At 34.6% G+C, this 22829-nt stretch carries 17 protein-coding genes; 10 read left to right on the forward strand and 7 right to left on the reverse strand.

Features of this window, described 5'->3' with window-relative positions; all coding sequences use genetic code 11:
- Positions 1 to 35: 35 nt before the first annotated feature.
- From FA045_RS09580 to FA045_RS09595, 4 genes are all read right to left on the reverse strand, one after another.
- Entirely contained in the window at positions 36 to 2975 is a 2940-nt protein-coding gene (locus FA045_RS09580) for a sensor histidine kinase (protein WP_136876842.1), read from the reverse strand.
- Entirely contained in the window at positions 2968 to 3744 is a 777-nt protein-coding gene (locus FA045_RS09585; protein WP_136876843.1) for a LytR/AlgR family response regulator transcription factor, read from the reverse strand. The genes FA045_RS09580 and FA045_RS09585 overlap by 8 nt, the downstream gene beginning before the upstream one ends.
- A gap of 103 nt (positions 3745 to 3847) precedes the next feature.
- Positions 3848 to 4354 carry a hypothetical protein gene (locus FA045_RS09590; RefSeq protein WP_136876844.1) on the reverse strand — a complete coding sequence of 169 codons (507 nt, stop codon included), beginning with the start codon at positions 4352 to 4354 and terminating at the stop codon, positions 3848 to 3850.
- Positions 4355 to 4369: 15 nt separating this feature from the next.
- Entirely contained in the window at positions 4370 to 5494 is a 1125-nt protein-coding gene (locus FA045_RS09595) for a CofH family radical SAM protein (protein WP_136876845.1), read from the reverse strand.
- 226 nt (positions 5495 to 5720) lie between these two features.
- On the opposite strand from FA045_RS09595, the gene FA045_RS09600 reads away from it, so the two are divergent.
- The 3 genes from FA045_RS09600 to FA045_RS09610 all read left to right on the forward strand — a co-directional run bounded on the left by FA045_RS09600 (position 5721) and on the right by FA045_RS09610 (position 8743).
- The gene (locus FA045_RS09600; protein WP_136876846.1) at positions 5721 to 6959 is read left to right on the forward strand and encodes a M16 family metallopeptidase; all 1239 of its coding nucleotides are present in this window, start codon (positions 5721 to 5723) and stop codon (positions 6957 to 6959) included.
- Positions 6952 to 8226 carry a M16 family metallopeptidase gene (locus FA045_RS09605; RefSeq protein WP_136876847.1) on the forward strand — a complete coding sequence of 425 codons (1275 nt, stop codon included), beginning with the start codon at positions 6952 to 6954 and terminating at the stop codon, positions 8224 to 8226. Before FA045_RS09600 ends, FA045_RS09605 begins: the two co-directional genes overlap by 8 nt.
- Before the next feature lie 64 nt (positions 8227 to 8290).
- Positions 8291 to 8743, forward strand: coding sequence for a GNAT family N-acetyltransferase (locus FA045_RS09610; protein WP_136876848.1), 453 nt, complete (start codon positions 8291 to 8293; stop codon positions 8741 to 8743).
- 1 nt (position 8744) lies between these two features.
- Here FA045_RS09610 and FA045_RS09615 read toward each other — a convergent pair whose 3' ends face one another.
- Complete coding sequence (locus FA045_RS09615) at positions 8745 to 10577, reverse strand: outer membrane protein assembly factor BamB family protein (RefSeq protein ID WP_136876849.1); 1833 nt, start codon at positions 10575 to 10577, stop codon at positions 8745 to 8747.
- 124 nt (positions 10578 to 10701) lie between these two features.
- Here FA045_RS09615 and guaB point away from each other — a divergent pair, with 124 nt between their 5' ends.
- The 3 genes from guaB (at position 10702) to FA045_RS09630 (ending at position 16178) form a co-directional block, all read left to right on the forward strand.
- Positions 10702 to 12171 carry an IMP dehydrogenase gene (gene guaB, locus FA045_RS09620; RefSeq protein WP_136876850.1) on the forward strand — a complete coding sequence of 490 codons (1470 nt, stop codon included), beginning with the start codon at positions 10702 to 10704 and terminating at the stop codon, positions 12169 to 12171.
- Between the two features lie 682 nt (positions 12172 to 12853).
- On the forward strand, positions 12854 to 15442 hold the full coding sequence (locus tag FA045_RS09625; protein ID WP_136876851.1) for a TonB-dependent receptor: 2589 nt from the start codon (positions 12854 to 12856) through the stop codon (positions 15440 to 15442).
- A gap of 151 nt (positions 15443 to 15593) precedes the next feature.
- Positions 15594 to 16178, forward strand: coding sequence for an LOG family protein (locus FA045_RS09630; protein ID WP_136876852.1), 585 nt, complete (start codon positions 15594 to 15596; stop codon positions 16176 to 16178).
- A 98-nt stretch (positions 16179 to 16276) separates the two neighbouring features.
- Here FA045_RS09630 and FA045_RS09635 read toward each other — a convergent pair whose 3' ends face one another.
- Entirely contained in the window at positions 16277 to 16717 is a 441-nt protein-coding gene (locus FA045_RS09635) for a DUF2721 domain-containing protein (RefSeq protein WP_136876853.1), read from the reverse strand.
- A gap of 82 nt (positions 16718 to 16799) precedes the next feature.
- A complete protein-coding gene (locus FA045_RS09640) occupies positions 16800 to 17510 on the reverse strand; it encodes a hypothetical protein (RefSeq protein WP_136876854.1) in 711 nt (236 codons plus the stop codon).
- Between the two features lie 183 nt (positions 17511 to 17693).
- Between FA045_RS09640 and FA045_RS09645 the strand changes: the two genes are divergently transcribed.
- From FA045_RS09645 to trxB, 4 genes are all read left to right on the forward strand, one after another.
- A complete protein-coding gene (locus tag FA045_RS09645) occupies positions 17694 to 19322 on the forward strand; it encodes an acyl-CoA carboxylase subunit beta (RefSeq protein WP_136876855.1) in 1629 nt (542 codons plus the stop codon).
- A 6-nt stretch (positions 19323 to 19328) separates the two neighbouring features.
- Positions 19329 to 19955 (forward strand): toxin-antitoxin system YwqK family antitoxin, encoded by a 627-nt coding sequence (locus FA045_RS09650; protein WP_136876856.1) that lies wholly within the window; start codon positions 19329 to 19331, stop codon positions 19953 to 19955.
- On the forward strand, positions 19955 to 21118 hold the full coding sequence (locus tag FA045_RS09655; protein ID WP_136876857.1) for a dipeptidase: 1164 nt from the start codon (positions 19955 to 19957) through the stop codon (positions 21116 to 21118). Before FA045_RS09650 ends, FA045_RS09655 begins: the two co-directional genes overlap by 1 nt.
- A gap of 164 nt (positions 21119 to 21282) precedes the next feature.
- A complete protein-coding gene (gene trxB / locus FA045_RS09660; protein ID WP_136876858.1) occupies positions 21283 to 22266 on the forward strand; it encodes a thioredoxin-disulfide reductase in 984 nt (327 codons plus the stop codon).
- Positions 22267 to 22829 lie beyond the last annotated feature (563 nt).

Raw genomic sequence — 22829 nt, forward strand, 5'->3', positions numbered from 1 at the left:
GTAAGTGGTAGTAATTATTGAGTAAACGGTAAAATCTAGGTTAAAGGAACCAAAATTGTAACCGTTGTGCCGCTTTTGCCGTTCTGTTCTATAAACAACTGTATGGGTTTTGCTTCAATTTTATTTAGTAGGTTGATGCGTTCTTGCGTTAAACTCATGCCTTTGCTTTGGTGCGATGTATTTTTGTTTGATAATGAGTTTTTTATGCCGACACCATCATCAATTATTTTTATCCAAAGATATTCGTCATCTTTTTGGATAATATCTAACTTCACTTGTCCACCTTCTTCTTTGGGCATAATGCCGTGCCATATCGCATTTTCTATATATGGTTGTAAAAGCATCGATGGGATTTGTGTTTCTTCTTTGTCTAATTGCTGATCAACAGATATGTGATACGTAAACCGATCTCCAAATCTATTTTTCTCTAAACTGAGGTAAAGATTTAAGTAAGCTATTTCTTCTTCTAAACTAATATAGCTTTTTGTACAAATCTCTAAGTTTTTTCTAATCAGCTTTGCGAAACCTGTTAATACCTTATTAGCCGAAGATGTATTTTGGGTATTGATGTAATGCTGTATTGAATTCATTACGTTAAATACGAAATGGGGGTTCATCATTGCCTGAAGCGCTTGCTGCTCGAGCATTAAAATTTTATTTTTTAATAATAATTGTTCTTGCTCTTTATTTTTTTGTCTTTTAGTAATACGAACTGTAATGATGTAAATGACAAATGCACCTATTGCTAATAAAATGATGAGAAAAAGCGTAGTTTGCCAAAAATGTTTCTCTACTTTAAAATCAATTTTTGCTGGTTTACTCCACTCACTATCCTGACTTTTAGCGCTAACTTCAAAACAATATGTTCCAGGTTCTAATGATGAAAGTTCTAATCTCCTGTTTTTTGTTTCAGACCAATTCTGGTCATCTTTTAAACGGTAACGATAGCTAATTTTTCTATTCTTAAAATCTATGGCGCTATAATTAATGGTAATATTTCTTTCGCTTGGTTTTAAAATAAAGTTAGCTGGTGTTAAATCTAACATCACCCTATTTACACTAACTGAAGAAATAAATGTGGCTGGTGCCTTGGTTTGCTTATTCTGTTTGTTATAGTTAAAATAAACTAACCCACTGTTTGTAGCAAAATACGCGATGTTAGATGTGATGTATAAATCATTCAAATCATCAGATAATAAATCATTTGCATAATCAAATGAGTTAATTACAAAAGTATCGTTTGCAATATTTATTCTGTTTACACCATTGTTGCTAATTGCCCATAAATAATTTTCTTTAACAAAAAGTTTAGTAATGATGTTGTTGTTTAGGCCACTTTTTAGATTGAGATGTTTAATCAACTTGCCGTTTTTGATTATTAAAATACCATAACCATCTGTTGCCATTGCAAATAAATTATCTTTTAGTTGCTTAATATCATTAACTCTTTTGGTGAGTAGAGGGTTTTTGGTAAAATATTGATTTAAATTACCATTCTTAAATTCGTTAATGCCATTAATGTTTGCAAACCAAAGGTTTTGGAAATGATCATAATAAACTCTGTAAGCTCGATCTTGAAAATAATCTTTATTCTCTCGATAATGCAGTGATGAAAATTCTAGTTTGTTGATCCTATCATTAATGATTACCACACCAGATGAAAGAGCCAATGCTAAACTATTTGCTGTGTTTAAGCTAAAGTTTTTAACCACAAAAACAGAATTGTTTACTTCTTTTAAGTAGTTAATTTCTTTCTTTTTTGGATAGTTTTCATCAACATAACCAACTCCATAATCAGATGCGAAAAAGATTTTCTTATACTTTTCATCAACTAGAAGTTGTTTTATGGTGTTATATTTTTTCTGGTCAGGGATATTTACTTTTTCTAGTTTATTGTTTTTTGGATCTAAAATTTGAATGTTATTATTTCCTAAACCCATCCATAATCTTCCAAAACTATCTTTATTAATGCTTTTAATTGATTCGTTACCTAATTTACTTCCTCTACCAAAAATAAAAACGCGTTCATTTTCTTCTGGTAATCTATAGATTCCGTTGTTTGTAGTAAACCAAATGTTTTTGTTCTTATCCTTAATTACCTGACTTACATCAACATCTTTAAGCAGTTGCGTTGTCTTTCCGTTAAAGTCAACAACATAAATTCCACTATTATTTCCCAGCCATAAGCCTTTTTCATCTACATAAATATAGCCAGGTCTATTGTTAAGTAATTCTGGATTTACCTTAAAAACCAAATTACTTAATGCGCCATTTCTAATGTTTAATCCTTCACTATTTAAGAAATAAACAGATTTATCTGCTCTGGTATAAAAGGTTTTGTAAGAGAGGGCTAATTTATTATCGTGTATGAGAACAAAGTTGTTTTTTATGAACAGAAAAACTGCCTGCGTACTATAAGCCCAAATATTGCCCTGTTTATCTTCTTGTATATAGGCATTGGCATATTGGCTTTCTTTTAAGGTAGAACTATATTTAATTAAACTTTTACCATCCCATAAGCCTAAAATGTTTTTGTTTGTGCCAAACCAAATCCTTCCTTTGCTATCTTCAAAAAAAGAGACAATAACCGCATTAAAATTAAGTCCTTTTAATTGTTTATTATTTTGCTCGTTGTAAATTTTTCCATTATAAAAATAACTAAGTTGGCCGCTTAGAGAAAGAAACCACATTCTTCCTTTACTATCTTCATGTAGCTGCAGTATTTGATTATCAGGTAAACCATCATCAACAGTAAAATTTTCGAAAACTGTGCCGTCAAATCTACTAACACCAGCATCTGTAGCTACCCAAATATATCCTTTTTTGTCTTGTGTGGTATAATAACAATTGTTGCTTGGAAGTCCGTTTTTTGTAGTGTAATGAGGTAAATAAGCAGTTTGAGCGTTAGTTTTTAAGGCACAAAGTGAAAACAGTGTGAAAAGAATAGCTTGTATGTATGACAGCTTATTATTCACCTTGTATATTAGTATATGCTTTTATACTGTCGTAAAAATCGCTAGCTCTTCTTCTAGATACATTGATGCTTTCTCCATTGGTAAGTAGCACTTGTAAACCGTTTTTAGAATTGTATTGTTTTACATATTCTAGATTTACAATGCTGGATTTGTGTATCCTAACGAATTTATTTGCTGGCAAAATTTCTTCATAATCTTTTAAAACCTTAGAAACTACAATCTTTTCGAGGTTAGTTAAATTAAAAACAGAATAATTACTGTCGGCCTCGATGTGTACAATATCATCAATGTCGATTAATTTAAAACCTTGTGCACTAGGAAGCGTAATTTTTTTAATGACTTTGTCGCCACTTACATCATTCGCTAAGTTTTTTAGGCTTTCGTTACGGTTGTTTTCAACTTTGTTTAAATTGATATATTTAACAGCTTTATTCACTGCTTCTTTAAGTTCTTCAATATCAATTGGTTTCAATAAGTAATCTAAAGCATTAGCCTTAATAGCTTTTAACGCATATTGGTCATAAGCTGTAGTAAAAATAACCGATGCATTGGTGAGCTGAACTTGAGGAATTAATTCGAAGCCATTTTCTCCAGGCATGGCAATATCTAAAAAAATCAAATCCACATTGTGTAAATTTAGCAACACTCTAGCTTCGCTAACAGATTTGGCGATACCAATGATATTTACATCAGCACAATTTTGTTGTAAAAGGAAGTAAAGAGACGAACGGGCGAATTCCTCGTCGTCAACGATTATTGCATTTAACACGGCTTTAGTATTTACAGGGCTCAATTTATCAAAAAATGAGCATAACTTAAAGCATTGCAGTTTTTAAATTGAGAAGAAGGTTAAATCGTTACCAAAAACTGTATTATTTGCTTACCGAAAAACCATTTAAAAAAGCATCTTTATTTTTAGGATCTAAGCCAGCGGGTAAAAAACAGGTTAGTGAATAAGAAACATCACCAATTAAAAATATATTTAAATGTACGGTAGATTGATTTTCGTCGTTTTTACCATTTAATGAGTAAGTTTTAACTTTATTGATCTCCGCAATTTTAAGATTGCCAATGGTGTATTTAGGCATTTTAGCTTTGATACTCCCTACAACTTCATCAATAAATTTAAGTCTAACCATTAAAGTATCGGCGCTTAAAGTAGTTTTATAAGCACTTTGATCAATCTCCATAATTACAACGCCATAAACAGCTCCAGTACTATCTTTTGCTAAATAAGTGGATTCTGCAACTTTTTTAGCCTCAGTGGGAAAATTAAGGATTAATTTATCTCCAAATTTTTGTTTTACCCAGCTAGTTTGAGCTTTTGCAGAAAGAATGGTGATTGATAAAATGAATAAAGTAAGAATGTTCTTTAGCATGGGTAGGGTGTTAATTTAGTATGTAATTACTTGTTCCTCTAATTGTGCAGGTAAATCTCTGTAATTATATTGTTGGCCACGTAATTGTGGTTCAAAACCAGCTTCTGTAATAGCAGTTTGTATTCCATTTGCTGTAAAACGATGTGGTGCACCAGCAGCAGAAACCACATTTTCTTCAATCATAATTGAGCCAAAATCGTTAGCGCCAGCATGTAAACACATTTGAGCTACAGCTTTACCAACCGTTAACCAACTTGCTTGTATATTAATTACGTTTGGCAACATGATACGGCTTAAAGCCAACATTCTCACATATTCGTCGCCACTTACATTGTTGCTAATGCCACGTAAACGTTTCAATAAAGTTCCGTCATCTTGAAAAGGCCATGGAATAAAAGCTAAAAATCCTTTTACATGCTCAGGTTTTTCACTTTGTACTTCGCGTATCCAAACTAAATGTTCAAAACGTTCTTCAATGGTTTCTACATGTCCAAACATCATGGTTGCAGAGGTAGTAATATCTAACTGATGAGCAGCTCTCATTACATCAAGCCATTCTTGTCCGCCACATTTACCTTTAGAAATTAATCTCCTTACCCTATCATTTAAAATTTCTGCACCAGCGCCTGGAAGGGAATCCATTCCGTTAGCTTTTAGTTCTCTTAAAACTTCGGTATGCGAAATTCCTTCTAATTTGGCTACGTGAGCAATTTCTGGTGGACCTAAGGCATGGAGTTTTAAATCAGGATATAATTCTTTCAACTCTTTAAACAAGTTGGCGTAAAACTGTAAACCCAAATCTGGGTGGTGCCCACCTTGTAATAAAAGTTGATCTCCGCCTAAGCGAAAAGTTTCTTCTATTTTAACTTTATAAGTTTCTATATCAGTAATGTAACTTTCATCGTGGCCAGGGCGACGGAAAAAATTACAGAATTTACAGTTGGCAATACAAACGTTGGTGGTATTTACATTTCTATCAATTTGCCAAGTTACCTTACCGCTCGGTACTTGAATTTTTCGCAACTCGTTAGCAACATAAGCTAATTCAGCAGTTTTGGCATTGTGGTATAAAAAAACGCCTTCTTCTTTAGTTAAAAAGTCGAAATTTAAAGCCCTTTGGAGTAGTTCGGCAGTATTCATGTACAAAGATATTAAAAAGGGTTGAAGGTAGAAGGTAGAATGGTTGAAGGTTTGTAAAAGTTTGGGTAGGGTTTAGGGATTAGGTCGTATTTTAAATATTTAACTTTCCAACTCTTTTAACATTCCAACATTTCAACTTTCCAACAATCAACCAATCCAACAATTTAACAATCCTCCAACAATTTAACCATTTCGCAATTCAACAATTCAATTATCTTTGTCGGCTATGGTAGATTTTAATCGTTTTACGCTAGCTAATGGCTTAAAGGTTTTGGTTCATGAAGATCCAACAACGCCAATGGCGGTTTTAAATATTTTGTATGATGTTGGCGCAAGAGATGAAGAGGAAGGAAAAACCGGTTTTGCGCATTTATTTGAGCATTTAATGTTTGGAGGCTCTGTAAATATACCAAGTTACGATGAACCTTTGCAACGTGTTGGTGGCGAAAATAATGCATTTACAAGTAATGATATCACCAATTATTACATCACTTTGCCAGCAGAAAACATAGAAACTGCATTTTGGTTAGAAAGTGACCGCATGTTAAGTTTGGCTTTTTCTGAGAAAAGTTTAGATACCCAGCGAAATGTGGTGATGGAAGAATTTAAACAACGGTACTTAAACCAGCCTTATGGAGATGTTTGGTTGAAGCTAAGGCCATTGGCTTATGAAAAGCATCCATACAGGTGGCCAACAATTGGGCAAGATTTGGCACAAATAGAAAATGCTAAAATGGAAGATGTTAAAGCATTTTTTAAGAAGCATTACAATCCGCAAAACGCAATTTTGGTTGTTGGTGGAAATGTGAAAACTGAAGATGTGAAAGCAATGGCCGAAAAATGGTTTGAACCTATCCCGGCAGGTAATAAATATGAAAGAAACTTGCCAAAAGAACCTGAGCAAGTTCAAGCAAAAACATTAACCGTTAATGCAAATGTGCCATTAAACGCTATTTATATTACTTTTAAAATGCCAGCAAGATTAGATCCAACCTATCAGGTTTATGATTTAATGACGGATATATTCTCGCAGGGACAGTCATCTCGTTTGTACAATAGCTTATTAAAAGAGCAGCAATTGTTTAGCGATATTAATGCTTATATCTCAAGCAGTTTAGATGAAGGCTTGTTTATTGTTGAAGGTAAATTGATTGCTGGAGTAACAATGGAAGTTGCCGAAAAGGCAATTTGGGCAGAACTCGAAAAAATGACGACGACTTTAGTATCTGATGATGAATTAACAAAAGTGATCAATAAATCAGAATCGATAATGGTGTTTTCTGAAATGAATTTGTTAGACAAAGCCATGAATTTAGCATATTACGAGCTATTGGGTGATGCAGATTTATTGAATGCTGAGATTGAGAAATATCATTCGATAACAGCTTTGCAAATTCAAGAAGCAGCAAAAACTACCTTACAAAAAGAAAAATCTTCTACCTTATATTATTTAGCAAATGCTTAATCGTACTACAGCGCCTGAGTTTAAACAGGTAAATGAAATCAATTTTATTGCACCTAAAGCCCAACAATTAGCTAATGGGATTAAGGTTTTTACAGTAAATGCTGGTCAGCAAGAGTTGGTTCGGATCGAATTTATTTTCGAAAACGTAAACTACGATCAATCTAAACCTTTACAGGCAGTTACGGTTAATAGTTTAATTAACAATGGCACTAAAACATTAACAGATAAAGAAATTGCCGAAAAAGTTGATTATTATGGGGCTTTTTTACAAACAGAATATGGTGCCGATCATACAACCATTACTTTACATAGTTTAAATAAACACTTGGTATCAGTTTTACCAATTGTTTGGTCAATTTTTAACGAAAGTATTTTTCCTCAGCATGAGCTTGATATTTTTATTCAAAATCAGAAACAAAAATTACAGGTAAATTTGCAAAAGAATGATTTTTTAGCACGTAAAACATTTGCCAACACCATTTTTGGTAACACAGCTTATGGGTCTGATATCGCGGCAGCTGATTACGATACTTTAAATAGAGCAGATCTTTTAGCTTATTTTAAAGCAGCTTACAAACCCGAAAATTGTATAATTGTTGCGGCTGGTAAGTTTGAAGAGAAAGAATTTCAGTTATTAAATCAATTTTTTGGTCAATCTTGGGAAAATGCAGCAACATCAAGCGTTAATCAATTTCATTTTTCTGCTGTAAAAGGAAGTGAAATTTACATCGAAAAAGATGATGCCGTGCAATCTGCATTGAGATTGGGTAATTTAACCATCAACAGAAAGCATCAAGATTTTGCCAAACTTCAAATTTTAAATACGTTATTGGGCGGTTATTTTGGTTCTCGCCTAATGGCAAACATTAGAGAAGAAAAAGGGTATACCTACGGCATTGGCTCGGGCATAGCTTCGTTAAAACATGCGGGTTATTTCTTTATTGCAACCGAAGTAGGAACTGCTGTTTGCGCTAGTGCATTAACAGAAATTGAAAAAGAAATCAATGTTTTAAAATCTGATTTAGTTTCGGCTGAGGAGCTTGATTTGGTTAGAAATTATATGCTAGGTTCACTTTTAGGTAGTTTAGAAAATGCTTTTTCTCATGCTGATAAATTTAAAAATCTATACTTTTCTGGCTTAGATTATAGTTATTACAGCGATTATATCCAAACGGTAAAAACAATATCACCCGAAGAGATAAAAGCAGTTGCAAATGAATATTTAGATTGGAATGCAATGACCAAAGTTGTAGTTGGTAAAAAATAGTATTAAAATTTATTAAACATTTAAGGTTAGCCTTCGTTTATTGAACGTAAATCCTAAAAATTAAATGAACATCCCAACAGAAAACCCAAATTATAACTATAAATTAAATCCCAATCTTGATGCCATTGATTGGGATTATGTAATTTCTCTTTTTTATAAAATAGAATGGAAACACCGCAAAGCGGAAGAAATTGCTGCTGCTTTTAAAAACAGCACCACCACTATTTTTATATTTAATGAGGATAAAATTATTGCATTCGGCAGGGTAGTAGGCGATGGTAGATACTATGCGCAATTGGCAGATATTGTAGTAGATCCAGATTTCCAAGGTCAGGGTTTAGGTAAATATTTAGTAACTACCCTAAACAACCAATTGATAGATTATCACTTTGTAAATTTAAGTGCAGCTCCAGGTGCTGATACTTTTTATAAAAGCATGGGCTGGAAAAAACAAACCACCTCATTTATTTGGCCACAAGGACCAAAACAATTGAGGCAGCATTGCGAAAAGGAGTAAATTATTGAGCTTGCAAGAGCGTAACTTTGCCATCCATTGTGCTTGCCAAAATATTTTTATTAATCATACGCATGGTGTTAATCATTGAGTTATCTATCTTGTGTAACCACAAATTCTGCTTAGTTTTTGGATCGATGGCATATACTACTCCGTTCTTAGTTCCAAAATAAACTTTGCCGTCTTTTTCTATCAAGTCGGATGGTGTATGTTCATAACCATAACCTGCTTTATGCCTCCAAGCAATTCCAGGGTCGGTTTTTTGTGTTTCGTAAGCTACAATTTCATCTTGCATAGTTTTGCCATATACAAAGCTACTATCAGTAGATAATCCGATAGATTCTCTAACAGTAGCTTCCTTATTGCGCCATAATGTTGTTCCAACTTTACTATCAATAGCAGTTAAAAATCTGTCTGGAGTTGCTATAAATACAATTCCTTTGGTTGCAACAGGTGTAGCCATAGCCGGGGAGAACATTCTGTTTGGACTACCATTATTCCAATTCCATACCAATTGACCTGATTTAACATCCAAAGCGTATAAATGCCTGCCCCAAGATCCAAAAATTACTTTATTTTCATAAATAAGTGGTTTGCCTACAATTGTTCCTTCTACCTCATTAAATTTCCACAATTGTTTACCTGTATTAGCTTCCAATGCTCTAAAGCAGTTGTCGCTACCTCCAATGTAAACCACTCCATCTTTTAATATTGGCGAACCTAAAACTGCGTTATCAGTTTTTATTTTCCACTTAACTTTGCCGTTAGCAACGTTCAAAGCATAAATATGACCATCTCCAGAACCGAAAATAAGTAAATTACCACTTACCAAGGGTGATGAATAAATTGCCCCGCCAGTTTGGTAACTCCATATCTTGTTTCCTGTTTTTATATTTAATGCTTCAATCAATCCAATGCTGTTACCAAAGAACACATAATTAGCGTTGTAGACTGGGGTATTCACCACATTGGCATTAGAATGATAGGTCCAAACTTCTTTAACATTATTATATTTTTGATTAACGCTGTAATCTGGTCTTTCATAAGATTTTATTGTTTGATTGACAAAAGTCTTCAACGGTATTTTTCTCCAACTAGGCAGTAAATCTTGTGTAGGACGTTTAGTAGCGAAATAGGCTGTGTCTTTGGTCATATTTACAATGTTATAACCACCAATGCTGTCTTTAGCACGTAAATTAGATCTGCCCATAGTACTTTCTATCCCTTCAAAATTGTAGGCTTTATTTTGATGCCCATGACCGCAAATTGCATACTGAATATTTTTCTTTTTTAACCTATCTATTGCCTCATACCAATTGTCTAAACTATTGTCGATAGGGTAGTGGTTAATGAAAACAATAGGCATATCTGCTGGTGTTTTTTTTAAGATATTATCTAACCAAACGGTTGCATCACGTGGAATATGCCCATCAGACATGCGAACATAGGGGCCGGATGCACAGGCAATAAAGCGGTAGCCATTATAATCGAAGGTGAATTTGTCATTGCCAAATTCTTTAATAAAACTTACGCCGCCAGATTCAGACCAGCCTGTGTCGTGGTTACCCGGAATGATGTAGTATTTTTTATTTAATCCAGAAAGAATTTTTTTGGCCAATTTTAGTTCGTCATTAGTTCCCATTTCAGTAATATCACCCGTAATCAATACAAAATCAATATCTTTTTGAGTATTTATGTCAGAAACGGTTCTTCTCAGATCTTCTTCTCCCGTAGCGGTTCCAACATGCGTATCGGTTACAAATGCGTATTTAAAGTTTTGGGCAAAAACAATGGTGCTAATCACACAAAATAGGGCTATCAATAGGAACTTTTTCATAAATTTGGTTTAATCATTAAAGGTGCTGAATTCTTTTTATCTAGAACAAGACTTAATGATATTTTTATATTGTTTAATATTTTGTATCTTTGCCCTGCAAATAAGAACTCCTAATTTATTTGCTATGCAACTCGATCCCAACAAATTTATTGCTACTGGTTTAACCTACGATGATGTACTTTTAGTGCCTGCATATTCAGAGATTTTGCCTCGTGATGTGAATACAACTACATTTTTAACCAAAAAAATAAAGCTCAACGTTCCTTTAATTTCTGCAGCAATGGATACCGTAACCGAAGCAGAATTGGCAATTGCCATTGCTCAAAACGGTGGTATCGGTATGTTGCACAAGAATATGACGATCGAAAGACAAGCAGAAGAAGTACGTAAAGTTAAACGTTCTGAAAGCGGCATGATCCAAGATCCTGTTACTTTATTAGAAACTGCAGTTGTAGCCGATGCTTTTAAAATTATGAAGGAGCACAGAATTGGCGGTATTCCGGTGGTAAGTGCCGATAATAAATTGGTAGGGATCATTACCAACCGCGATTTACGTTTTCAAAAAAATATGGCAAGACCAATTGCCGAGGTAATGACCAAGGAGAACTTAATTACTGCTCCAGAAGGTACAAATTTGATTCAAGCAGAAGAAATTTTACAGAATTATAAAATCGAAAAACTTCCAGTAGTTAATGCAGATGGTTATTTAAGTGGCTTAATTACTTTTAAAGATATTTCGAAAGTAAAAAATTATCCAATTGCATGTAAAGATGAAAGAGGGAGACTACGCGTTGGTGCAGCAGTTGGTGTAACTGCAGACACTTTACAAAGAGTTGATGCTTTAGTAAATGCAGGTGTTGATGTAATTACCATTGATACCGCTCACGGTCACTCAAAAGGAGTGGTTGATAAATTAAAAGAAGTTAAAGCAAAATATCCTGATTTGCAGGTAATTGTTGGTAATATTGCCACTGGTGCTGCTGCTAAATTTTTAGCCGATGCTGGTGCTGATGCCGTTAAAGTTGGTATTGGACCAGGTTCTATTTGCACTACAAGAATTATTGCTGGTGTTGGTGTTCCTCAATTATATGCTGTTTTCGAATGTGCTAAAGCATTAAAAGGTACAGGCGTTCCAGTGATCGCCGATGGTGGAATTAAACATACGGGTGATATTGCGAAAGCAATTGCTTCTGGTGCAAGCACAGTTATGGCGGGTTCGTTATTTGCAGGCGTAGAAGAAAGCCCAGGCGAAACGATTATTTACGAAGGTCGTAAGTTTAAATCTTACCGAGGTATGGGTTCTATAGAAGCGATGGAGCAAGGTTCTAAAGACCGTTATTTTCAAGATGTAGAAGATGATATTAAAAAATTAGTTCCCGAAGGGATTGTTGGTCGTGTACCATTTAAAGGTACTTTGGCAGAGGTAATGTATCAATATATCGGTGGTTTACGTGCAAGTATGGGGTACTGCGGTGCAGCAACTATCGAAAAATTACAAGAAGCACAATTTGTACAAATTACTGCAGCTGGTATGAGAGAAAGTCATCCTCACGATATTACAATAACTAAAGAAGCACCAAATTATACTAGATAAAAATCCCCCTAACCCCCAAAGGGGGAATGATCAACATAGTCCCCTTTAGGGGATTTAGGGGATTTGTAAAGCAAATACAGCGGGGCATCGGTTACGATAGTCCCGCTTTTCGTTTCAATCTTTTTTCTCATCAAACCTCGTAGGTTTTTAAAAGCTACGAGGTTTAGAAAAAAGTATTTACACTTCACTCGGAGCCTGTCCGCCGTGGCGGATTCAGATAACCAAAAACAGTGCAAGAAACTTAGGTCGCAAAATGCTTAGCCTTAAATTTTCTTAAATGTTTAAAAATAGCGAGATGCCTTGGTTCTTGTCTGCACAACCCTTAAAATTTAAGTTTAAATATTTTTTAAAGTTTAACATTAAGGCATTAAGAAGGATGAAGACTTAGTGTGTCTTAATTTTACAATATCCTGGTTAACAGGAAGATGTCTTGGTTTGTGTCTCCACGAAACCTAAAATTTAACATTAAGGCATTAAAAACAATTAATTTTCTTCATTTCTTAATGTTTAAGATTAGCTCTTTAAAAGTATAATTTCAATATTTAATTCCGAAAATCTAATTATTTAAAATTATTTCCAAATAAAATTTGGTGAATTAAAATAATGATTTACATTTGTCGATAAGTTCTATAGAATTAGTAGACTTTAAAATTAATCATCCATTTTAATTATAAACAACGCAATGAAACACAATTACTTTTCCTTTTTAATTTTAATCTTTTTATCAATTTCAACAACATCTATTTATGCCCAGAATGCTTTAACTGGTGTAATTAAAAGTGCAGAAGGCATACCTCTTTCTTTTGCCTCTATTAAAATAAGAGGGACAAACCTAAATGTGCGGGCCGATACACTAGGTAAGTTCAAGATTAATACTAACCAGCCCATTCCTTTTTACCTTCAAGTTAGTTCCGTAGGTTATAAGCCACAAGATTTTCAGATTTTAAAACTTCAAGACACTCCAATAGAATTGGTATTGGTAGAGGATGCTTTGTTAGATCAAATCGTTGTAACCTCTAGAAGACGTTCTGAAGTTTTGCAAGATGTACCAATTGCCATAACAGTTATTGGTGGACAAGCAGCAGAAAATGCAGGTGCTTTTAATGTTAATCGTTTAAAAGAATTGGTTCCTTCTGTGCAATTGTACGCATCAAATGCCCGTAATACTACTTTAAATATCAGAGGTTTAGGTTCTACATTTGGTTTAACAAATGATGGTATTGATCCTGGTGTGGGTTTTTATGTTGATGGTGTTTATCACGCTCGTCCGGCAGCAACTTCTACAGATTTTTTAGATATCGAACAAATAGAAGTTATTCGCGGGCCACAGGGTACTTTATTTGGTAAAAATACTACAGCTGGTGCTTTTAATATTACTACTACCAAACCAACGCAAACACCAACTGCAAAAGCAGAAATAAGTGTTGGTAATTATAATTTTATTCAAGGTAAAGCTTCAGTTTCTGGAGGCTTAGCGAAAAACTTGGCCGCAAAATTATCTATTTCGGGCACCCAAAGAGATGGTACCATTTGGAATACTTTAGAGGAAAGGAAATATAGTGGACAAAATAACCTTGGTTTAAAAGGACAATTGTATTTTACGCCGACAGATAAACTTCAAATTTTAGTGAGTGGAGATGTAAGCATCCAACATCCGGCTGGTTATCCGCTAGTAATTGCCGGAGTTACCACAACTAAGCGTAGCGCATTTAGACAATACGCTCAAATAGTTTCAGACTTAGGATATCATCAACCAAAAATTGATCCTTTCTCTAGAGAAATTAATACAAATACACCTTGGCGACATAACCAATCTATCGGAGGTTTATCGGTAAATGTTGATTATAAATTAGGTCATGGCACCTTAACATCAACTACTGCATGGCGGTTTTGGAATTGGGATCCTACCAATGACAGGGATTTTTCTGAACTATCTGCACTTACAAAATCTCAAGGAAACTCTCGACATGATCAGTATTCACAAGAATTTAGGTATTCTGGAAATATAACTGAAAAATTAAGTGGCGTGGTAGGTGTGTTTGCGCTCAGTCAGAATTTACAAGGTTTGGGTCAAACAGAAGAAGTTGGTAAAGACCAATGGAGATTTGTGCAAACAAGTAATACTGGCGCACAAGCATTATATGCTACCCCGGGTTTGTTAGATGGATTTGGTATTACGACAAACTCAACAATTAAATCATTAAGTACTGCAGTATTTGCTCAGGCAGATTGGGAGTTTTTAGAGAACTTTCACGTTTTGCCGGGTTTGAGGTATACTTATGATAAAAAAGATGTAGACTATAACCAAGTAACTTACGGAGGTTTGCAAACAACTGATGCAGCTTTGCTAACTTTAAAATCAGCCGTTTACAGCAATCAGCAATTTATTACTAGTACTGATAATAATAATCTATCGGGAAATATTACTTTATCTTACAGGCCAAATAATAATCTAAATGCTTATGGAACTTTCTCTACAGCTTATAAACCAGTTGGTGTAAATGTTGGTGGTTTACCTACAATAGCAAATGGACAAGCAGATTTATCATTGGCTGTTGTTAAGCCAGAGTTTGTAAAACATTACGAACTGGGTATTAAGACTAAACCTGCTAAGGGAGCAATCTTAAATGTTACGGCTTTCAACACTGATATAAAAGATTATCAAACCAATGTACAATCTCCACAATTAGGTGTAAATAGAGGATATTTAGCCAATGCAGAAAAAGTAAACGTTAAAGGTTTAGAAATAGATGGAACCTACCAGTTAAAAAGATTTTTAACACTAAATGCAGCTGTGGCTTATCTTGGTGGTAAATATGTGAAATTTACAAATGCACCACTTCCGTTAGAAGAAACTGGAAATACCGAGATTATTAATGGTGTGGCTACACAAGTTGCTTTTAAAGATGCTTCGGGTGGCAGATTGCCAGGTATCTCTAAATGGAATATTTCTGGAGGAACAGAGTTAAGTACATCAGGAAACTTAGCAACCAAAGTTGGAAGATATTTTGTAGCAGCAGATGCATCATATCGATCTGGTTATTCATCAAATCCCACACCATCAAGTATTTTAAATGTAGATGCATACGCCTTATTAAATGCAAGAGCAGGTTTTAGATCTGAGAAATTTTCCATTTTTGTTTGGAGCAGAAATTTAACTGGAACAGATTACTTTGAGCAATTGCAAGCTGCTGCTGGTAATTCAGGTTTGTATGCTGGTGTACTCGGAGATCCGAGAACTTACGGAGCAACTCTGAGGTTTACATTTTAACAGTTCATTGGTTTCATTGGTTCATTAGTACTACTTTGACAAACCTTTGTGCATCTGGCAATTGGTTTGTCAAAGTTTTTTTAATTGATCATGCCAATGAACTATTGATCGATGAGCCAATTTCATTACTTTTGAGTTTAATCTAAATGAAATGAAATCACTTTGTGTATACTGCGGCTCTAATTTTAATGGCGACCCAGTGTTAAGAAAAGCCATTGAAGATTTGGCAGAAACAATGGCTGCTCAAGATATAACCTTAGTTTTTGGCGGGGGCAGTGTAGGGGTAATGGGTGTAATTGCCGATGAAATTTTAAAACGTGGTGGTAAAGCTTTAGGTGTTATTCCTCAATTTTTAATGGATAAAGAAGTTGGTCACAAAGGTTTAACAGAAATGATTGTGACCGAAAATATGCACCAGCGTAAACAAAAAATGACCGATTTAGCAGATGGTTTTGTGATTTTACCAGGCGGTTTTGGTACACTCGAAGAATTGTTTGAAGTGCTAACTTGGTTGCAATTGGGGCTGCACGGTAAACCTATTGGAGTTTTAAATGTAGGTGGTTTTTACGACCCTCTTTTTAAACAGATGGATGTAATGGTAGCGCATCGATTTTTAAAGCAAACCAATAGAGATTTAGTTTTTAATGAAACTGATGCAAAGATTTTAGTAGAAAAAATGCAAAACTTTAAAGCTGCACCAGATGAAGTTTGGTTTAGAGATCGGAATTTGGTTTGAGAAGGTTGTAAAGTTGAAAGCGTTGTAAGGTTGAAATGTTCAAAGGTTTTGAAGTTCGCAAGGTCTCATATCTCACATCTCAATACGCATGTCTCAAATTACTTATCAAACTTCTTTTTAATATACTGCACTAAAGAAGGGTCATTCAACTCCATATCGCTTAGTTCTAATTCTAGTGCTTTCGTGCTGATTTGTATCTCAATAAGCGACATAAATAATGAACCCGTGAAAAGAATTAAACTTAAAGCAAAGAAAATCTCTCCAGTAAATTCTTGCCCAATGTAAATAAAATACATACACACAATGCAGGAGATAAAACTCAATACGCCAAAAGCCTGCATGTTTTTAATCAATTTCAATCTAGTTCTTAAGTTTTTAATCTGTTGAGGAATGATCACACTGTTTTTATCATCATTCAAGTATTTTGAATGTAAGTTTCTAACCAACGTAGCTAAAGATAAAAACCGGTTGGTATAAGCCAACATAATTAAACTAATTGCAGGGAATAGTAATGCTGGCGTATTAATGCTTAAAGTCATATCAATTCATTATTTATTCAAAAATATCAATTAATAAGCAGTTATCTTTAAATAGATAGGTAAAGTTTGTTAAAATAGAAATTTATAGAAAAATACCATCACTGATCTGCCAAGTCCATGGCTTTTTAAACGTGTTTAATGTTTTATAGCTTGTGAAAATTAGTGCTTCTTCATTAATCAAGTTATTTTCATTCTGATTGGCTAAATTACCCGATATTAATCTTTTTTTACGCTCAGCAAAATTATATTGATTGTTAGTCATTTCTCCAGTAAAAGCATGGTAATAAATGTTATTTGCTTTTACCAAATTCCAATCTTTACTGCTGTACTTAAATTCATAATTTAAAATCCAACGCCAATCGGCGCCGCCTTCAAATTGTAATAGTAATCTGTTATTCGCAATGCTGATATTTTTTAATGGATCGCCTAATGAACCACCCTCGTTAGCTCGTAAAATAAAATTATTGTTTTGGGTAACTAAATAATATTTTCCACTTTGTGGATTTTTAAAATAAATTACCAAAACCCTAGGTCGCTGAAACTCTTTAATCAAATCAGTTTCATTGTCTCCATAAGCTCGGTGCTCCGAAATAGGTAAATTAAATTCTAGTATGAGTGCAAGATCATCTGTTTTATCATTATTCAAATCTCCAAAAACCGTATCAATAGCCTTCCATTGTGCAGGTATAATTTGCTCAATATGCTTAACCTGTTTGTTTAAACTAGGGTAAGAAAAGCTTTGGGCTTTAGTAATTTGAGTTGTAAAAAGAGCTAATAATAAGATGTATTTCATTAAGGATAAAACGCTGGATATATTTTTTTGTTGTTGATGCACAAATACACTTTATATTTTGTATTTAATTTTTGATAATAACTGTTTACTGAATACCAAAACAGGTTTTAGTTTATTAATTTTAACCACTAACTTGCCCCCAAAGCATTAAAGTTAAAAATGCTGATCTAGCCAAATAAAACAATGAATATAGAATTCAACAAAAACGAAGATGTGAATAAACAATTGGTTTATGAACTTAAAACCAAGTTGAAAAAAATATATGCTGGCGGAGGTGAAAAAAACGCGGCAAAACAAAAAGAAAAAGGCAAACTTTTAGCCAGAGAAAGAATAGCTTACTTAACTGATGAGGATACCGAATTTTTAGAACTTGGTGCTTTTGCAGCCGATGGAATGTATGCTGAACAAGGTGGTTGCCCAAGTGCAGGCGTGGTTACTGGTATTGGTTACGTTAGTGGCAGACAATGTTTAATTGTGGCCAATGATGCCACTGTAAAAGCAGGAGCATGGTTTCCGATGACGGCTAAGAAAAACCTAAGGGCACAAGAAATTGCCATGGAAAATAGGTTGCCAGTAATTTATCTGGTGGATAGCGCAGGCGTTTATTTACCTATGCAGGATGAAATTTTTCCGGATAAGGAGCATTTTGGAAGAATGTTTAGAAACAACGCCATGATGAGTGCCGATGGGATAGTTCAGATTTCTGCAATTATGGGCTCTTGCGTTGCTGGTGGTGCATATTTACCTATCATGAGTGATGAGGCCATGATTGTTGAAGGTACGGGTTCAGTCTTTTTAGCTGGTTCTTATTTGGTAAAATCAGCCATAGGCGAAGATATAGATAATGAAAGTTTAGGCGGAGCAACTACACACTGTGAAATTTCTGGCGTAACTGATTATAAACATCCTAACGATCAGGCTTGTTTAGATAGCATCAAGAAAATAATGGGGATGTTGGGCGCTCCAGAAAATGCAGGTTTTGATCGGATTAAATCGGCTATGCCAAAACTAAACCAGCAAGAATTATATGGTATTTTACCCGAAAATAGAGAAAAACCTTACGAAATGAGGGATATCATCAATCGTTTGGTTGATGATTCTGAATTTGAAGAATATAAAACACTGTTCGGTCAGAGTATTATTTGTGGTTTGGCTCGTATTGACGGTTGGGCAGTTGGGATAGTAGCCAACCAACGCAATGTAGTAAAATCTAAAAAAGGCGAAATGCAATTTGGTGGTGTAATTTATTCAGATAGCGCAGATAAGGCAAGCCGTTTTATCATGAATTGCAACCAAAAGAAAATCCCTTTGGTATTTTTACAAGATGTAACAGGCTTTATGGTTGGTAGCAGATCAGAGCAAGGTGGCATTATTAAAGATGGCGCTAAAATGGTTAATGCAGTTGCTAATTCTGTTGTGCCAAAGTTTACTATTGTAATCGGCAATTCTTATGGAGCTGGTAATTATGCCATGTGTGGTAAAGCATACGATCCGCGATTAATTTATGCTTGGCCAACTGCAAAAATTGCGGTTATGGGTGGAGCTCAAGCTGCAAAGGTAATTTTACAAATGGAAGAAGCTTCTTTAAAAGCTAAGGGCGAGACCATTACGCCAGAGAAAGAGGCAGATTTGTTAAAAACGATAACAGATCGCTACAATAATCAGACTACTCCTTATTATGCGGCATCACGTTTGTGGGTTGATGGAGTAATAGACCCATTGGAAACAAGAAAGGTAATTTCTATGGGGATTGAAGCAGCAAATCAATCGCCAATTAAAAAAGCTTTTAATGTGGGTATTATACAAACCTAAAATTAAATGAAAAAAATTTCTGTCTTACTTTTTGGTATATTCTTTTATTGTGTTGCAAATGCTCAGGTAGCCCCAATTTACTTTTACGGCAACCAAGTAACGCAAGATAAAGATAAAGCAACTTCTTACGCAGTTTATGGTAAATTAAGCACGGGCGATATTTATACATTTAAAAGGTTCGATTTGTATGATAATTTATTGCAAACAGGTTCTTTTTCCGATGAATTATTAGCTGTTCCTCATGGTAAGTTTACTTTTTATAGTGATGTTAACGAGTTTAACTTATTGTATAAACAAAGCTTTACAATTAGGGGTAAAACAAGGTTTGTTTCTCAAGAGGGAAATTTTGTTAATGGCGTGGAACAAGGGAAATGGTTACTTTATTTTCCAGATGGTAATATTTTTAATAGTCAGGAATTTATAGACGGCAAATTGGATGGTAAATTTTTAACTTTCGATAGGTATGGGAAATCCATCGTTTCTGGAAATTACGCTTTAGGAGAAAAAGATGGCGAATGGTTATTTGAGAAAGAAAAAATTAGAGAAATTTGGAATAAGGGGGTGTTAGTGTCAAGAGAAAAAATAAAAAAGAGTAAACAAATTAAAGGAACAATTCAAAGCAAAAACAATTGATGAAAAAAATTATTTGTAGTTTAATATTATCCACTGCATTTAGTGCTTTATTTGCTCAAACACCTGCAAAAATCCATCAAAACGCAATTTTAGTAGATACCCATGGTGATATTTTATTTAACCAAATTAAATCGGGTATTGACATTGGTAAACTGCAAAGCACTGGCAATTTTGATTTAGTAAGAGCTAAAAAAGGTGGATTAGACGTACAGGTTTTTTCTATTTGGAGTGATGAAAATGGAGGCTTTGATGTAGCTAATAGACAGATTGATTCGCTAAACAGTTTAATTAAAAGATATCCTTCTAAAATTAGTTTGGTTCGCAATGCGGATGAATTACAGAAAGCGGTTGCAGCAAATAAAATGGCAGCCATGATAGGCGTAGAAGGTGGGCACATGATCGAAAATAGCTTAGAAAAGCTAGCTGATTTAGCCAAAAGAGGGATGATTTACCTCACTTTAACATGGAATAACAGCACGCCATGGTCTAGCTCTGCTGCCGAAGAAACTTCTGGTAAAGTAAAACCTGAAAAAGCTGGGTTGAATGATTTTGGAAAACAAGTAATCCATAAGTTAAATGATTTAGGGGTAATGGTTGATCTTTCGCACGTTGGTGTTAAAACATTTTTCGATGCCATTAACGAAAGTAAAAAACCAATTCTGGTATCACACAGTTGTGTTTATAAGCTAAATCCGGTACCTAGAAACTTAAATGATGAGCAAATAAAAGCAGTTGGTAAAAACGGAGGATTAATTTCCTTGAACTTTTATGCAGGTTTTTTAGATTCTACCTACAGCGCAAAACAGAAAATATTTTTAGCTAAACATAGTGAAGAATTAAAAGTGTTAAGTGCTAAATATGGCAGGAGCAATGCAATTGATACTTTAATTGCTAAACACCCTACAGAGGCAGAAGCTACCAAACCATCAATAGAACTTGTGGTAGATCATATAGATTATATTGTGAAAATGATAGGTGTAGATCATGTAGGTTTGGGTGCAGATTTTGATGGTGCAGAGGCTTTTCCAGCTGGAATGAATAGTGTTGCCGATTATCCAAAAGTAACCGCCGCACTAATTAACAGAGGCTATAAAACTGCTGATATCAATAAAATATTAGGTGGAAATTTTTTAAGAGTGTTAAAAGCTAATAGGGGGAAATAGTTCATCGGTTCATTTGTAGAATTAGTTAATTGCCAACTGAAAATTGAAAACTGCGAACTGATAATTGTGAACTGCTAACTGAATTATCTTCACAATTTCATCTTTCTCCACAACCTTTGCGGTTTTAAAGTTTAAGCGTAAATTTGTATCACAATAAAATAATCATGTCTCAAGAACAAGAAATAGAACACGTAAAGTGCTTAATTATAGGGTCGGGGCCGGCTGGCTATACTGCTGCAATTTATGCAGCTCGTGCAGATTTAAAACCAGTTATGTACACTGGTTTGGAAATGGGCGGACAATTGACCCAAACTACCGATGTAGATAACTTTCCTGGTTATCCAGATGGCATCATGGGCCCAGCAATGATGGAAGATTTTAGAAAACAAGCGGAACGTTTTGGTACACAAATTCGTTTTGGTTATGTAAGTTCGGTAGATTTTTCTTCTTTTCCTCGTAAAGTTGTGGTTGATGAAATTAAAACCATAACTGCAGATACCGTAATTATTGCCACTGGTGCAACCGCCAAATGGTTAGGTTTACCAAGCGAGCAAAAATACAATGGTTTTGGTGTTTCTGCCTGTGCAGTTTGCGATGGTTTTTTCTTTAAAGGACAAGATGTGGCCATAGTTGGCGCTGGAGATACTGCTGCCGAAGAAGCAACGTATTTAGCAAAATTGTGTAAAAAAGTTTACATGTTGGTACGTAGAGATGAGTTTAGAGCATCAAAAGCGATGGTTCATCGTGTTTTAACTACGCCAAATATCGAAGTGATTTATAACTCAGAAGCGGTTGAGATTTTAGGTAACGGCAAAAATGTTACCGGATTAGAAATTATCAATAACCAAACCAACGAAAAATCTAAGTTAGATGTTGAGGGTTTCTTTGTGGCTATAGGGCATAAACCAAATACTGATATTTTTAAAGGTTGGTTAGAGATGGATGAAACTGGTTATTTAAAAACTATTCCAGGTACTACCAAAACCAATGTTGAAGGTGTTTTTGCATCTGGTGATGTACAAGATCATTATTACCGTCAAGCTGTAACCGCTGCGGGTTCTGGCTGTATGGCTGCTTTAGATGCAGAACGTTATTTAGCTGCCAAAGGCGATGCTACTCCAAATGTGTTGGCTTCAACTTACGATTAAACCCTAGATCCCCTAAAGGGAACTTGATATTCGAGAAGCTTTCTGATTAATTTCAGGAAGCTTTTTTTGCGTTTTGCTGTCTTTTCGAGGAGGTACGGCGGAAGATTAAAAATTAAACACATACTCCATGGCTGGTGTCTCCACCAGCCAATTGATTCCATAGCTAGTTTGTTATTGTATCAAGTCAATTTAATATATTTCAATTATCTCTATATAAAGTTATATCTTATGGACTGGTGAGGACACCAGCCAAGGAAAAATAGTATATTTCAATTATCTCTACTCCATGGCTGGTGTCCCCACCAGCCAACTGACTCAATTATCTACATCTTATGGACTGGTGAGGACACCAGCCAAGGAATAAAATAGTAGCAAAACATTTTGTTTTTAAACCCGGTTGAAGTGGAAATCTCCCGATCCGATTTTTATCGGAACAATCGGGAATTGAAACGGAAAACGGGACTGAACTAACCCATGGAATGCTGAAAATCCTTTTCTAAATTTTAGATATATTTATAAATCACATAACCGATTATTTACATAATTACAACTAACTAGATTTA

The sequence above is a fragment of the Pedobacter cryotolerans genome (assembly GCF_005116475.1).
Lineage (GTDB): Bacteria > Bacteroidota > Bacteroidia > Sphingobacteriales > Sphingobacteriaceae > Pedobacter > Pedobacter cryotolerans.